Below are 13,962 nucleotides of genomic sequence, written 5' to 3'. Positions count from 1 at the left end.
CGGTGCTCACTGATTTAGTCTGGATGGCCCTGCGGGGCCATCCTTGTTTCACGACAGGCTTTCTGAACGAGGAACTGTTGTATGGCAGTGTCTGATAAAGGCTCACCGCCCGATGTGCACGCATCGGCGTCGGATGCCGGTCAATTTATTCATCATCACACCGAGTTTCCGACCACCTGGCTCAGCCAGGCCCTGGACGCTGTGATTTCAGCTATCGGCAAGACTGCTTCCTGGCTCTGGATTGTGGTCACCGGCGTGATCATTTATGCGGTAGTCGGTCGCTATGCCTTTGGCATGGGGTCGGTCACCCTGGAGGAAGTCCAGTGGCATCTGGCCGGTGCGGGCTGGTTACTGGGGCTGGGCTATACCCTGGTAACCGATGATCACGTGAGGGTGGATGTGATCCATGAGCGCCTTTCGCTCAAAGGCCAGGCCTGGATCGAACTGTTTGGTCTGGTATTCCTGTTGTTGCCGTTTCTCGGACTGGCGGTTTACGAAATGATTCCCTACGCAGTCAGTTCCTGGGAGCAGGGCGAGACCAGTCAGGCACCTGCCGGGCTGCCCTACCGCTGGATCCTCAAGGGTATTCTGGCACTGTCCTTTGTACTTCTGATTATCGCTGCCCTGTCCCGTCTGCTGAAAGTCACTGCCCTGCTTTTCGGCTTTCCGAAGCCAATCCGGATCGAGTCCGGGAACAATAAGAAAGAGGATGCGTCCTGATGGAGCTTGAAACCCTTTTTGTAATCGGCATGTTCCTCACCTTCGGGGCGCTGTTGATGACCGGTTATCCGGTCGCGTGGGTGTTGGGCGGCACTGCGGTTATCTGGACTGTCGTCGGTGTCATTGCTGTTGAGAATTTTGGTGCCAACCTCTGGTTTGATTATCAGTCGTCCATGGGGCTGGTTCCCGAACGAATATGGAAGGTGGTAAACAGCGAGACCCTTGTCGCCCTGCCCATGTTTATCTTCATGGGCATCATGCTTGACCAGTCCGGTGTGGCTGAGCGCCTGATGAACAGCATGGTCAAGCTGTTTGGCGCCGTCCGTGGCGGCTACGCGGTCACCGTAATCGTTATCGGCGTCCTGTTGGCCGCGACCACCGGTATCATCGGTGCCTCCGTCGTGCTTCTGGGCATGCTATCCCTGCCTGTGATGATGCAGAACAAGTACGACAAGGGGTTTGCCGTGGGCACTGCCTGCGCCACCGGGACCCTGGGTATTCTGATCCCCCCTTCGATCATGCTGGTTTTGATGGCTGACCGCCTGGCGGTTCCGGAGGCGTCAGTAGGCGATCTGTTCATGGGCGCGTTCTTCCCCGGCCTGATGCTGGGTGCCATGTACGTGGCCTACGCCATTATCCGTCCGATGCTGCAACCGAACATTGCGCCGGTGCCGGAGGGTACGGAGAAAGTGACCTGGGCAATCGTCTGGGAAGTGGCGAAAGCCGTGGTACCGACGGCCGCACTGATCCTGGGTGTTCTGGGTTCCATCTTTGCCGGCATAGCAACACCAACGGAAGCTTCCGGTGTTGGTGCGCTGGGCGCTCTGCTGTTGGCCCTGATGTCCGGCCGACTCAACCTGAAAGTGCTCAACTCTTCCATGCAGCAGACAACCCGAACAGCTGCGTTCATTTTTGCCATCTTCCTGGGCGCGACCGCCTTCTCTGTCGTACTGCGCGGCCTGGGTGGCGACCAAGTGATCGAAGATGCCCTGCTGGGCCTGCCATTCGGACCCTACGGCGTTATTCTCACCATCCTGTTTGGTGTCTTCCTGCTCGGTTTCTTCCTGGATTGGGTCGAGATTACTCTGATCATCCTGCCGCTGGTGGCGCCCGTAGTGCAGCAGCTCGGTTTCGATCTGGTGTGGTTCACCATTCTGTTTGCCATGTGCCTGCAGACATCGTTCCTGACACCGCCGGTTGGTTTCGCTCTGTTCTACATCAAGGGTGTGGCGCCGCCGGAGATCGCCGTTACCGATATCTACCGTGGCGTTATTCCGTTCATCATTATCCAGCTGATAGCTCTGGCCATTGTGTTCGTGGTGCCGGAAATCGCGACCTGGCTGCCGAGTGTGGCTTACGACTAAGGAGAAAATAACAATGCGTCTGGAAAACCGGATTGCGCTGATTACCGGTGCCGGTCGCGGCATCGGCCGGGCCATTGCTGAGGCCTATGGCCGCGAGGGCGCCAAGGTCGCCGTGGCTGACCTCACTATTGAGGCGGCACAGGAAACGGTAACCGCTATCGAGCAGGCTGGCGGCACGGCCATGGCGTTGGCCATGGATGTCACCGATGAAGAAGCAGTTGACGTAAACGTAAGCTTTGTGGTTAAACAGTGGGGTGGCCTGGATATCGCCATCGCGAACGCTGGCATCCAGCATATCGACCCGGTGCACAAGCTTGCTTATTCCGACTGGAGCAAAGTCATGAATGTGCATCTTGATGGCGCATTCCTGGTGACCCGCGCGGCACTCAAACATATGTACGAGAGTGGCGGGGGCACCATGCTCTACATGGGGTCGGTGCACTCTCTGGAGGCCTCTCCCTTGAAAGCACCTTACGTGGCGGCTAAACACGGCATGCTGGGACTGTGCAGGGCGGTGGCGAAAGAGGGTGCGGAACACGGGGTGCGGAGCAACATCATCTGCCCCGGGTTTGTGCGCACGCCCCTGGTGGACAAGCAGATTCCGGAACAGGCCAAGGAGCTGGGCATTTCCGAACAGGAAGTGATCAGTAAAGTTATGCTCAAGAACACTGTGGACGGGGAATTCACCACCCTTGAAGACGTGGCAGAGTTGGCGGTTCATCTGGCTGCATTCCCCTCTGCGGCTTTGACTGGCCAGTCCATCGTGGTCAGTCACGGCTGGCATATGCAGTAACATTCAGGAGATATGGATGAGCAATGAAGAACAATCACCGGTAGTCTGGTCTCCGTCGGAAGACACCCTGGCCAATTCCCGAATGGGCCAGTTCAAGGCCTGGCTGGAGCAGCAGGGCTTCGGTCCCTTTGCCGATTATCACGCCTTGCACCAGTGGTCCATTGATGAGCTGGAAATCTTCTGGCAGAAAGTCTGGGACTACTGCGGCCTGGTCTGCGATACCCCGTCCGAAAAAGTACTGGGCAAGCGCGAAATGCCGGGCGCCGAATGGTTCCCGGGCATGAAACTGAACTTTGCCGCCAACCTGCTCCGGCTGGCGGATGGCGAACACGCGGATCGGGAAGCGGTCGTAGCATACTGCGAAACGCGCCCGGTGCTGCGCCGCAGCTACGCCCAACTTAAAGCGGACGCGGGCGCCCTGGAAGCCTTCCTGCGTGACAAGGGGATTCAACAGGGCGATCGTGTGGCTGGCGTTGTTACCAATGGCTACGAAGCCCTTGTTGGCATGCTGGCTGCGACAAGCATGGGTGCCATCTGGAGTTCTGCCTCTCCCGATTTCGGCATCGGGGCCATTCTCGACCGTTTTGGCCAGATTGAACCTTCGGCACTGATCGTGGTGAATGGCTACGGCTATGGCGGCAAGGTATTCGCTCGCCAGCAGGACTTCGCAGAACTGATTGCGGGGCTACCCACTCTCAAAACGGTGGTCAGTGTCCAGCAATTGCCGGACGAGCCCCCGATTGCCGGGGACCTGGTTGCCACCTGGGAAGACATGCTGGCCTACGGCAAAGGCAATGCTCCCTCCTTCACGCCGCTGCCCCCGGATCATCCGGTCTATATCCTGTATTCCTCCGGTACCACGGGCAAGCCCAAGTGCATCGTTCACGGCAACGCCGGCCTGCTGGTTAACCACGCCAAGGAACTGATGCTCCATGGCGACGTTGGTCCCGAAGACCGGTTCCTGTACTTCACCACCTGTGGTTGGATGATGTGGAACTGGCAGGCTTCCGCCCTGATGACCGGCGCCGCCGTGATCACCGTTGATGGTTCCCCGGGCTATCCAAGCCTGAACTTCCTCTGGGACACCGTGGCGGAAGAGAAAGTCACCCACTTCGGCACCAGCGCGAGATTCATCGCCGGCTGCCGGAAGGGCGAGCTCCAGCCCGCGAAAACCCTGGACCAGAGCAAACTGCGGGTAGTGTTCTCCACCGGCTCACCACTGCTGCCGGAAGACTACGACTGGGTCTACAGCGACGGCGCCCCCGGCGCCCTGCTTGGTTCCATCGCCGGCGGCACCGATATCTGCGGCTGTTTCGTCGGCTCAACGCCGTTGCTGCCAGTTCGTCGCGGCGAAATCCAGTGCCGTTTCCTGGGCGTCGATGCTGTCGCCTACGGCGACGACGGCCAACCGGTCAGCGAAGGCCGGGGAGAACTGGTCTGCCGCCAGCCCCTGCCATCCATGCCCGTCAGCTTCTGGCAGGACCCTGGAGACGAACGCTACAAGGACGCCTACTTCAGCACCTTCCCGGGCGTTTGGGCCCACGGCGATTTCATCGAATTCACCGAGCACGGCGGCGCCATCATCTACGGCCGCTCTGATGCCACCCTGAACCCGGGCGGCGTTCGAATCGGTACCGCGGAAATCTACCGCCAGGTCGAAACCGTGACCGAGGTCAAAGACAGCCTGGTGGTCGGGCGCCAGATCGATGGCGACGTGGAAGTGGTTCTGCTGGTGGTCCCGGCCGATGGCCAGGAAATCACCGACGACCTGCTGAAACAGCTCAAGAGCCGAATCCGCGAAGGCGCCAGCCCACGCCACGTACCCAAGCACATCGTGCAGGTGAGCGACATTCCTTACACCCGCAGTGGCAAGAAGGTGGAGCTGGCCGTGGCCCGATTGATCAATGGTTCGAAAAAGGCTGATAACCGGGACGCTCTCGGTAATCCCGAGGCGTTGGATCATATTCGGGAGCGGTTGGCTGAGGTTGGGTTGTTGCCCGATTGAAGGTCTGAAATCTGAGGGTGGTTGTCGGATTACGCCGTTGGCTAATCCGACCTACTCTTCTGCCGCTCTACCCGAATGTCCGATGTTAGAAAGTTTCGTAAATTCCCGCCATTTCATCGTCTTGTAACCGAAGATCAGGCATTTTTAGTCCGTTCTTATACTAAGATCGTAACCAAAATTAACGAAAAAATGGTATCTTAGTAGACCTATCAAAAGTTCCTAATCAGTCATTGCTCAGGTCGGACGTTCAAAAGACGCCTGACCCCGCCATGACCGTCCTGAACCCACCCATTAGCCTGAGGACGAAAATGACATCATCCAAAGCCAAGATTGTCTACACACTGACCGACGAGGCACCAGCCCTCGCGACACGGTCGCTTCTTCCAATCCTGGAAACCTACGCCAAGCCGGCTGGTATTGAATTCGAAACCAGCGATATCTCTCTCGCGGCGCGTATTCTGGCGAACTTCCCGGATTATCTCGAAGAAGATCAGCGGGTTCCGGATGCTCTGGCCGAACTGGGTGAATACACCAAAGACCCGGACGCCAACATTATCAAACTGCCCAACATCTCAGCGTCCATTCCGCAGCTGCGGGCCGCTATCAAGGAGCTGAACGAACAGGGTTACAAGGTTCCGGAATACAAGGAAAACCCTGCAAACGACGAAGAGAAAGAAATCCAGTCCCGCTATGCCAAGGTTCTGGGAAGTGCTGTTAACCCGGTACTCCGTGAAGGCAACTCCGACCGTCGTGCTCCGGCAGCGGTGAAAGCCTTTGCCCGCAAATACCCGCACACCATGGGTGAGTGGAGCCCGGCATCCCGTACCCACGTTGCCCACATGCGCGGTGGCGATTTCTACTCCAGTGAGCAGTCTGTAACGCTGGATAAGGCCACGAAAGCCAATATCGTGTTCGAGAACAAGCAGGGTAAGCAGACCGTTCTGAAATCCGACCTGCCGCTGCAGGAAGGCGAAGTGCTGGACGGCATGTTCATGAGCAAGAAGGCATTGGTGAAGTTCTTCGAGGACGCCATTGCTGACTGCGAAAACACCGGCGTTATGTTCTCGTTGCACGTGAAAGCGACCATGATGAAAATCTCCCACCCGATCGTGTTTGGTCACGCGGTGAAGGTTTTCTACAAGGACCTGTTCGACAAGTACGGTGAGCTGTTCGACGAGATCGGCGTGAACCCGAACAACGGTCTGTCCAGTGTGGTCGAGAAGATCAAGCAGCTGCCGGAATCCAAACAGGAGCAGATCCAGGAAGACCTGCACGCCTGCTACGAGCACCGTCCGGAAATCGCCATGGTCGATTCCGTCAAGGGCATCACCAACCTGCACGTGCCCAGTGACGTCATCGTGGACGCCTCCATGCCGGCCATGATCCGTAATTCAGGCAAGATGTGGGCCCGGGACAACAAGCTGAAGGACACCAAGGCGGTCATGCCTGAGTCCACCTATGCCACCATCTACCAGGAAGTGATCAACTTCTGTAAGACCCACGGTGCCTTCGATCCCACCACCATGGGTACCGTACCGAACGTTGGCCTGATGGCGCAGAAAGCCGAGGAATACGGCTCCCACGACAAGACCTTTGAAATCAAGGAAGATGGCATTGTACGCGTTGTTGCCGAAGACGGCACCGTGCTGACAGAGCATAACGTCGAGCAAGGCGACATCTGGCGCGCCTGCCAGACCAAGGACCTGCCGATCCGTGACTGGGTCAAGCTGGCCGTCAACCGCGCCCGTGCCACCGGCATGCCTGCGGTGTTCTGGCTGGACGACGAGCGTGCCCACGACGCCCAGCTGATCCAGAAGGTAAACACCTACCTGAAGGATCACGACACGGAAGGTCTGGATATCCGCATCATGTCTCCGGTTCGCGCGATCCGCTGGACCATGGAGCGTCTGATCCGCGGTCTGGATACCATCTCCGTTACCGGTAACGTACTGCGTGACTACCTCACTGATCTGTTCCCGATTCTGGAGCTGGGCACCAGTGCCAAGATGCTCTCCATCGTTCCGCTGCTCAACGGTGGTGGTCTGTACGAGACCGGTGCCGGCGGTTCCGCGCCCAAGCACGTGCAGCAGCTGATCCAGGAAAACCACCTGCGCTGGGATTCCCTGGGTGAATTCCTGGCCACAGCGGTCTCCCTGGACGAACTGGGCGAGAAGCAGAGCAACGAGCGCGCGCGCCTGCTGGGTCAGACCCTGGACAAGGCCACCGAGCGTCTGCTGGAGAACAACCAGTCTCCGTCCCGGGTTACCGGTGAGCTGGACAACCGTGGTTCTCACTTCCACCTTGCCCGTTACTGGGCAGAAGAGCTGGCCAACCAGGACAGCGACACGGAACTGAAGGAGTTCTTCACCAAGCTGTCTGCACAGCTGGAGGAGAACAAGGACAAGATCCTGGAGGAAATGACGGTGGTTCAGGGCCATCCGGCGGATATCGGTGGTTACTACCACCCGCCGATGGAGAAGGTCTGTGAAGTCATGCAGCCCAGTGCCACGTTGAACAGGATCCTTGAGGATGCCCGTGCATCCGTGAAGTAAGTTCAGCGCTATAGCATCCGGGCCCACGCCCGGATGTCAGCAAAAAACCGGACAACCCTGGCGGGTTCTCCGGTTTTTTTATGGCCGTGTAACAGGTGATCACTCCTCGTCCGGTTCGTCCTGATAGCCTTTGCCGGTTTCGCCGGCACGCCTGAGCTGAATCAGGGTGAGCGGCGGCCCCACCAGTTCAAAGATTACCGTTGCGCCAATGACCAGGGGCAGAATATACGTCAGTTCCGGCAGCCGTTCTGTGGCCAGCAGTGCCAGGCCGAGGGCAACGCCGGCCTGGGGCATCAGGCAGGCGCCGATCCGTTTCCGGGTATGAGTCGCGGAACCGGCCAGATAGCCGCCGAACCGCCCGCCCGCCAACCTGCCGGCAATCCGGGCGGCCACATAGGCCAGACCCAGCGCGCCGAGGGTTGGCAGCATCGCCCACTCAAGCTGGTAGCCGGCCATGAAAAAGAACAGGGCCAGGAACGGTTCGGAAATGCCTTCTATCGAGCGGAATGGGCGCACATGGTGCCTTGCCCGGTTGGCGACTACGATGCCCAGGGTCATGCAGGTCAGCAGATAGGAGAGGCCAAGAAACGACGCGATGCCGGCGGCCACGAAGACGAAACCGGCAGATTCCAGCAACATGGGCTCGCCGGGCCGCAGTCGGCCCGTGAGCCAGGCCATGGGCAGACCCAGGACAATGCCCAGCAGAACCGCCCCCCCGACATCCAGAAGACCGATTCCAAGGGTTGAAAGCCCGGTACCGCCACCGCCCAGCAGCAGTTGTGCGCCGACCAGGCAGATACTGAACAGGATGGCGCCCCAGGCGTCGTCAATGGCGACCACCTGGAACACCAGCCGAGTCAGAGGGCCGTTGGCACCCGCTTCTTTCAACGTATCCAGTGTTGCTGCCGGCGCTGTTGCCGTTGCGATGGAGCCCAGAAGCAGCGCAGCGGGAAGATTCCGGGTAACCAGCCAGACTGCGACGGCAACAAATGCCGCCGTCACAAGGGTGACGGCGATGCTCACGATCACCGCCTCCCGCCCTTCCGCCAGGTTCTTCACCGCCATGCGTTCACCCAGCAGGAAGCCAACCATGGCAAGGGTTAACTGGGTAATGAATCCGAAGTGGGCGTCGGCACCTTCTGGCAGAAGGTCCAGAAGTTCCGGCCCGGCCAGCGCACCAAGCAAGAGCAACAGGGTAACCCTGGGCACATGTATGCGTTGGCCGATGCCATGTGCGGCCAGGGCCAGCAGCAAGGTGCCGCCGATCAATAGCAGGTCCGTTGCGTGGTTCAAGGCTTACTCCTGATGGAGTGGGAAAAAACCGCCGTTTACCAGTGTTGCCAGATCCCGGGGTGCAAGTTCAATTTCCAGGCCGCGGCGCCCGGCGCTGACAAAAATGGTATCAAAGCCCAGGGCCGAGTCGTCGATAAAGGTTTTCAGCTTTTTTTTCTGCCCCAGGGGGCTTACACCACCCAGAACATAGCCCGTCGTGCGTTCTACCGCCTGTTTGTCAGCCATGGTGGCTTTCTTTCCGCGGGCCGCCCGGGCAATCAGTTTCATGTTGAGCATGGTGGTCACCGGCACGATGCCCACGACCAGCTCCTTACCATCGATGGCCACCACCAGAGTCTTGAACACCCGGGCCGGCTCCACGCCGGTTTTCTCAGCCGCCTCGGTGCCATAGCTTTCGCTGGCCGGATCGTGGTCGTACTCGTGGATTGTATGGGGCACTGCGGCCTTGCGAGCCGCGTTAATGCCTGGCGTCATGCTCGGCTCCGGTATTGGGGGACAGAGACCGGGAATTAAAGCAGCTAAGCGGCACTGCAACAACTGTCCCTGGACAGTGGGCAGAGGACGATTTTACGGCTCATGACATTTGCCGCTCGACTTAAGGTCCCGTTATGACTATTTTTCGTACATTATAAATGTCCAAATACCCTAAATGTCCAAACACCGATGGCTGTGTGTTCATGGAGCCTTCGCGGTCAGACTATCAAGGAATGAAAAGATTGAACGATAACCGGACACCCCTGCGGCGGGCTGGCTGGGCTGCGGTGGTCTATCTGATTGCCGGCTTTGCATGGATTGCGTTTTCCGATACCGCCGCCGAGGCCTGGTTCCCCGACCCGCAGGCGCTTTCCCTGGTTCAGACCTGGAAGGGCTTTCTGTTTGTCCTGACCACGGGCCTTGTGCTGTTCGTGGTGCTCCTGCGCCAGCTCACCAAGGACCGGGCCCTGCTCACCCTGCAACACAATCAGCGCCAGGCCCTGCGCAAGCGGGAGCGTCAGCTACAGGTCCTGATGGATAATCTCCCCGGTATGGCGTATCGGTGCCGATACGATCCGCATTGGACCATGCTGTTCGTTTCCCAGGGCTGCACCCGCCTTACTGGCTATGAGCCTGAGGACCTTATCAATAACCGGGTGGTCAGTTACGCCAGCCTGATGGATGAAGGTGACAGTGAGCGGATCCTGTTTGAGGTGCAGACGGCTCTGGACAATGACGAATCCTTTTCACTGGAATATGGCCTTACCCGCCAGGATGGCAGTCGTATCTGGGTGTGGGAGCGTGGCCGGGGCATCGAGGAAGAAGATGGCACCGTTGTGCTTGAAGGCATCGTGCTGGACATTTCCGATCGCAAGACCCTTGAAAATGAGCTGGAGGAGCTGGCCACCCGGGACCCATTGACCGGGCTGTTCAACCGCCGGGAAATGTCGAGGGTTCTGGAGGAGGAGCTGGAACGGGCCAGGCGATATCAGAGGCCCATGGCCGTGCTCTGGGTTGATTTCGACCACTTCAAGGATATCAACGATACTTTCGGTCACGCCGCCGGTGACTCAGTTCTGCGCTCCATCAGTCGTCTGCTCCAGAGCAGCGTGAGGAGTGTGGACTCCATCGGCCGGTTTGGTGGTGAGGAGTTCGTTATCGTTCTGCCGGAAATGGATCTTGAAGAAGCTCAGGAGACGGCCGAGCGGCTCCGGCGCAAAGTGGCCGACGAGCCCCAGCCGCTCGGGAATGACCAGACGGTGCCCCTGACGATCAGTGTCGGCGTTGCGGTCTATCCCGATCACGGGCAGACGGCCTCCACACTTTGTGCTGCGGCCGACAAGGCCATGTATCTGGCCAAGGAGCGCGGGCGAAACTGTGTTGCCATGGCGCACCTGCACGACCAGGTCCATAATCAGTAATGAGACCCGTGTTCCGGGCCAGGTGGAGGCGGTGACGTCAGCATGGTTGCGGCCCGGCCAATGTGCAGCGGGGTGGTTCTATGGAAAATAGAAAAACAACAATCGTACTGAAAAAGGTTTGAACTGATGAACCGACTTGCCCGCCGTGCCCTTCATAGCAGCCAGATTCCCGAGGATCTCGAAACCGTCACCTTCCGGGACGCCGCTGGTGAAAACCCGGCTGCTGCAGGCGTCAGTCGGGAGACGGTTGATGCTTTATGGCACAGCGTCCAGAGCATTTACCGGACTGGTGTGCATCCGGGTATCCAGATCTCCATTCGCCATAAGGGCGAGCAGGTGCTGCACCGGGCCATCGGCCATGCCAGTGGCAATGGCCCCCATGACCCGAAGGATGCGGTTAAAGTCCCGATGACGACCGATACCCCGATTTGCTACTTCTCTGCTTCCAAGGCGGTTACCGCCCTGCTGATGCACATGCTGGCAGAGCAGGGGTTGGTGAACCTGATGGATCCCGTGTCCTACTACTGTCCGGAGTTCGGGGTTAATGGCAAACGCACCATTACCGTGCACCAGATTCTCTCCCACCGGGGTGGCATTCCTGCCATTCCGCGGGAAACGCCGATTGATGTGCTTTGGGACAACGACGAAATCTGGCGGCTGCTCTGCGCCGCCCGGCCGGTGGAGGTCGACGGCGCCAAGGTGGCGTATCATGCGATCACCGGCGGCTTTGTGCTCCAGCGCGTTCTGGAACGCGTGACCGGCGATACCATCGAGAATTATCTCGACAAGCACCTGCGTCGGCCCATGGGTATGAAATGGTTTACCTATGGCATCGCCCCGGAACATCTGAACGACCTGGCCTGCAACTACGCCACCGGGCCAACCCCCCGTTTCCCGGTGTCCTGGGTCGTCAACCGGGCGCTTGGCGGCGATATCCGGACCGTTGAACGGGTTACCAATGATCCGCGCTTCCAGGAAGCGGTGATCCCGGCGGGAAACCTGTGCGGGACCGCAGAGGAAGTGAGTCGTTTCTTCCAGATGATGTTGAATGGCGGGCTCTGGAACGGCCGGCGAATCTGCAGTGAGATCACCATTCGCCGTGCCATTCAGCAGTTCGGTTCCCTGCAGATAGACCGCACCATGATGATACCCATGCGCTTCAGTGCCGGCATGATGCTGGGCGGCAACCCGGTGGGTCTCTGGGGCCAGAACAGCCGGTTTGCCTTTGGCCACGTCGGTCTGATCAACAAGCTGTGCTGGGCAGACGCTGCCCGTGATATTTCGGTCAGCCTGCTGAACACGGGCATCCCGATTGTCGGCCACCATCTGCCGGCGCTGGCGAAGTTCGTGTATACCGTCGGTAACCGCTTTCCGCTGATGCCGGAGCACCGGCGACCACTGATCGCCGCTTGAGGCGTTTTGTTCAGAGGGTCCGGAGCTGGGCCTCCAGGATGCCCAGCACTGATGACAGGATGTCGCGGAAATCGGTCAGTGTCTGGGTGCGTTGAATCACGTCTTCGCGGTTTTCATCAAGCCGCTCCAGCTTCGGCACAACCCGGCGGATGCCCTCGGTAATGACCTCATAGGGGTAATGGTGGTCCTGGATACTGAGCTTGTTTATCTCGGCTACTTCCTGGCTGAAGATACTGATGATGTCGTACAGCATGTCCTTGTGGTGAATGCTGCTGGCTTCCCAGTAAGCGTCGTCCAGCAGTTCCAGCAGCGACAGATATTCACGGAGGGTGTCAGCCACGGATGTCTGGGTCATGGGAGCTCCTGTCGGTGGGCAATGTCATATCTACAGGGAACTATAGCAGGGCTTCCTTCGTGTGAATGACAGAAGGACCGGTAAGACTGAAAATAAAAATGAAACTCTATTCATTTTAATTGCACTTTTCCGGACTGTTGTGCAGACTTGCGTGATGGGAAAAGGATCTATCACGACTCAATGGACGAGAAGCCGAATGGACAAGCCCACACCCCCCAGCCACCAGTCTTCCTCCCGCGAGGTCAAGCTGGACCATCACGACAGCGTTCGCAATCACGTGCATCAGCAGGTGCGCTCGGAAGTCGAGCGGCTCGAACGCCGGATCGAAACCCTCCGTCTGGTCAAAGCGCCCCACGCGGCTATCATGATCTCCACCTATGAACGGATGATCGATCGCAAGAAAGGTTTCCTGCAAAACTGGGATCTCAGGGACGGGGGCGCCAGCTAGCGCTCGGCGATAGCCACCGTTCCCCAAGTGGTCACCGCGTCCGCGTCTTCCTGATAGGTGCAGTTGGCCGGATTGGCAATGGTGTCCTGCTCGTCCGTTGAGTCGGGATCGTCAATACGGGCCGGCTCGCCGTCCGAGGCAAAAATCCTGACCCGTTCCATGTTGTAATCCAGCTCGATTCTGAGGCAGTCGGGATGGTTGTCTTCCAGGGTGTAACCGGCATAGCGATCGAGTTGGATGACCTCGGATTCCTGATTCTTGATAAACAGCGTATCGGTGTTTTCGTCAATGAAATCCTGGCGCAGTTCGATGCTGCCATGGTTCCGGCTCAGGTAGTCGGCGGTGGCGAACTCGGTGGGGCTGTAACCCAGCGTCATGAAGCTGTTGGCGTCAAACCGGCTGCCTGCCAGCACGCTGACAAGTTCCGGCTGGGCCGCCTGGTCTTCTTCCTCCACGCTGCGGCTGACGTACTGGATAGTGCGATACACCTTGTTCTCGAGATCCGATCCTTCCGGGCCATCTGGCAGGTAACGCCAGTCCAGGGTGGGGTAGATCCAGAGCTGGTCATTCAGCGGCAGATCGGCAATCACTGCCGACTGGTCTGTAAACCGGATCTGGGCGCCGTTACCCCGGGTGTTGTAGGTGCCTGCGACGCCATCGGCAATGCGCTGGCTGATGTATCGTTTACCCTCCTGGAAATTGGTGACTTCACCGGATGCGAGCACCTGATTCATCAGGTCCAGAGGGTTGCGCACGCTGTCATAGGTGGAGCCCGAGTCTGTTGCCGTGGCACGGGTAAAAATCTCGATATGGGAGCGTATTTCGCTGGTCGTCTCGAGATCGTCGGACGCTTCCCCTGCGGGCTGGATGCCCCGGTAAAAGTCCCAGAAACGAGTGTGGCCAAGGTTGTCCGGGACCCCCTCGGTGTTCTGCAGGTCGAAGCTTGAGAACGTCAGATCCACATTGGTAGCCGGGTTGAATGCTGAAGGGCCAGTGTCCTCGAGTCCGCAGCCAGTCAGGACAAGCGTGGTCACGGAAACAGCAGCGAAAATGCAGGAATGTCTCATTTCAGAAGGCCCCGGGATGCGATAAACGGTGTAAACGGCTAAAGTGATTCACCAGGA

At 58.7% G+C, this 13,962-nt stretch carries 12 protein-coding genes; 8 read left to right on the top strand and 4 right to left on the bottom strand.

What is annotated here, in order from left to right; translation table 11 throughout:
* The first annotated feature begins 81 nt into the window (after positions 1-81).
* From KEHDKFFH_RS05425 to KEHDKFFH_RS05405, 5 genes are all read left to right on the top strand, one after another.
* On the top strand, positions 82-720 hold the full coding sequence (locus KEHDKFFH_RS05425; protein ID WP_104320969.1) for a TRAP transporter small permease subunit: 639 nt from the start codon (positions 82-84) through the stop codon (positions 718-720).
* Complete coding sequence (locus KEHDKFFH_RS05420; RefSeq protein WP_104320968.1) at positions 720-2,084, top strand: TRAP transporter large permease; 1,365 nt, start codon at positions 720-722, stop codon at positions 2,082-2,084. Before KEHDKFFH_RS05425 ends, KEHDKFFH_RS05420 begins: the two co-directional genes overlap by 1 nt.
* A gap of 13 nt (positions 2,085-2,097) precedes the next feature.
* Positions 2,098-2,877, top strand: coding sequence for a 3-hydroxybutyrate dehydrogenase (locus tag KEHDKFFH_RS05415; protein ID WP_104320967.1), 780 nt, complete (start codon positions 2,098-2,100; stop codon positions 2,875-2,877).
* 16 nt (positions 2,878-2,893) lie between these two features.
* Positions 2,894-4,882 carry an acetoacetate--CoA ligase gene (locus KEHDKFFH_RS05410; protein ID WP_104320966.1) on the top strand — a complete coding sequence of 663 codons (1,989 nt, stop codon included), beginning with the start codon at positions 2,894-2,896 and terminating at the stop codon, positions 4,880-4,882.
* A gap of 308 nt (positions 4,883-5,190) precedes the next feature.
* Entirely contained in the window at positions 5,191-7,434 is a 2,244-nt protein-coding gene (locus KEHDKFFH_RS05405; RefSeq protein ID WP_104320965.1) for an NADP-dependent isocitrate dehydrogenase, read from the top strand.
* Between the two features lie 99 nt (positions 7,435-7,533).
* On the opposite strand, the gene KEHDKFFH_RS05400 is transcribed toward KEHDKFFH_RS05405, so the two are convergent.
* The gene (locus KEHDKFFH_RS05400) at positions 7,534-8,727 is read right to left on the bottom strand and encodes a cation:proton antiporter (RefSeq protein ID WP_104320964.1); all 1,194 of its coding nucleotides are present in this window, start codon (positions 8,725-8,727) and stop codon (positions 7,534-7,536) included.
* Positions 8,728-8,730: 3 nt separating this feature from the next.
* Positions 8,731-9,201, bottom strand: coding sequence for a Cys-tRNA(Pro) deacylase (gene ybaK, locus KEHDKFFH_RS05395; protein ID WP_104320963.1), 471 nt, complete (start codon positions 9,199-9,201; stop codon positions 8,731-8,733).
* Between the two features lie 233 nt (positions 9,202-9,434).
* Between ybaK and KEHDKFFH_RS05390 the strand changes: the two genes are divergently transcribed.
* Positions 9,435-10,622: a GGDEF domain-containing protein gene (locus KEHDKFFH_RS05390; RefSeq protein ID WP_241956439.1), complete on the top strand. Its 1,188-nt coding sequence runs from the start codon at positions 9,435-9,437 to the stop codon at positions 10,620-10,622.
* A gap of 126 nt (positions 10,623-10,748) precedes the next feature.
* A complete protein-coding gene (locus KEHDKFFH_RS05385; RefSeq protein WP_104320961.1) occupies positions 10,749-12,035 on the top strand; it encodes a serine hydrolase domain-containing protein in 1,287 nt (428 codons plus the stop codon).
* Between the two features lie 10 nt (positions 12,036-12,045).
* Here KEHDKFFH_RS05385 and KEHDKFFH_RS05380 read toward each other — a convergent pair whose 3' ends face one another.
* Positions 12,046-12,390: a hypothetical protein gene (locus tag KEHDKFFH_RS05380; protein ID WP_008176786.1), complete on the bottom strand. Its 345-nt coding sequence runs from the start codon at positions 12,388-12,390 to the stop codon at positions 12,046-12,048.
* 196 nt (positions 12,391-12,586) lie between these two features.
* Here KEHDKFFH_RS05380 and KEHDKFFH_RS05375 point away from each other — a divergent pair, with 196 nt between their 5' ends.
* On the top strand, positions 12,587-12,838 hold the full coding sequence (locus KEHDKFFH_RS05375; protein WP_104320960.1) for a hypothetical protein: 252 nt from the start codon (positions 12,587-12,589) through the stop codon (positions 12,836-12,838).
* On the opposite strand, the gene KEHDKFFH_RS05370 is transcribed toward KEHDKFFH_RS05375, so the two are convergent.
* On the bottom strand, positions 12,835-13,905 hold the full coding sequence (locus KEHDKFFH_RS05370) for a hypothetical protein (RefSeq protein ID WP_104320959.1): 1,071 nt from the start codon (positions 13,903-13,905) through the stop codon (positions 12,835-12,837). The two genes, KEHDKFFH_RS05375 and KEHDKFFH_RS05370, sit on opposite strands and share 4 nt — an antisense overlap.
* Between the last annotated feature and the right edge of the window lie 57 nt (positions 13,906-13,962).

The sequence above is a fragment of the Marinobacter maroccanus genome (assembly GCF_002933275.1).
In the GTDB taxonomy this organism is placed as follows: domain Bacteria; phylum Pseudomonadota; class Gammaproteobacteria; order Pseudomonadales; family Oleiphilaceae; genus Marinobacter; species Marinobacter maroccanus.
Note: the sequence above shows the minus strand (reverse complement) of the source record. Positions and strands in the feature narration are given on the sequence as shown.

Excerpts from the sequence above, each read along its gene's own strand:
- KEHDKFFH_RS05425 (WP_104320969.1), top strand. The coding sequence starts at position 82 with ATGGCAGTGTCTGATAAAGGCTCACCGCCCGATGTGCACGCATCGGCG.
- KEHDKFFH_RS05420 (WP_104320968.1), top strand. The coding sequence starts at position 720 with ATGGAGCTTGAAACCCTTTTTGTAATCGGCATGTTCCTCACCTTCGGG.
- KEHDKFFH_RS05415 (WP_104320967.1), top strand. The coding sequence starts at position 2,098 with ATGCGTCTGGAAAACCGGATTGCGCTGATTACCGGTGCCGGTCGCGGC.
- KEHDKFFH_RS05410 (WP_104320966.1), top strand. The coding sequence starts at position 2,894 with ATGAGCAATGAAGAACAATCACCGGTAGTCTGGTCTCCGTCGGAAGAC.
- KEHDKFFH_RS05405 (WP_104320965.1), top strand. The coding sequence starts at position 5,191 with ATGACATCATCCAAAGCCAAGATTGTCTACACACTGACCGACGAGGCA.
- ybaK (WP_104320963.1), bottom strand. The coding sequence starts at position 9,201 with ATGACGCCAGGCATTAACGCGGCTCGCAAGGCCGCAGTGCCCCATACA.
- KEHDKFFH_RS05390 (WP_241956439.1), top strand. The coding sequence starts at position 9,435 with ATGAAAAGATTGAACGATAACCGGACACCCCTGCGGCGGGCTGGCTGG.
- KEHDKFFH_RS05385 (WP_104320961.1), top strand. The coding sequence starts at position 10,749 with ATGAACCGACTTGCCCGCCGTGCCCTTCATAGCAGCCAGATTCCCGAG.
- KEHDKFFH_RS05380 (WP_008176786.1), bottom strand. The coding sequence starts at position 12,390 with ATGACCCAGACATCCGTGGCTGACACCCTCCGTGAATATCTGTCGCTG.
- KEHDKFFH_RS05375 (WP_104320960.1), top strand. The coding sequence starts at position 12,587 with ATGGACAAGCCCACACCCCCCAGCCACCAGTCTTCCTCCCGCGAGGTC.
- KEHDKFFH_RS05370 (WP_104320959.1), bottom strand. The coding sequence starts at position 13,905 with ATGAGACATTCCTGCATTTTCGCTGCTGTTTCCGTGACCACGCTTGTC.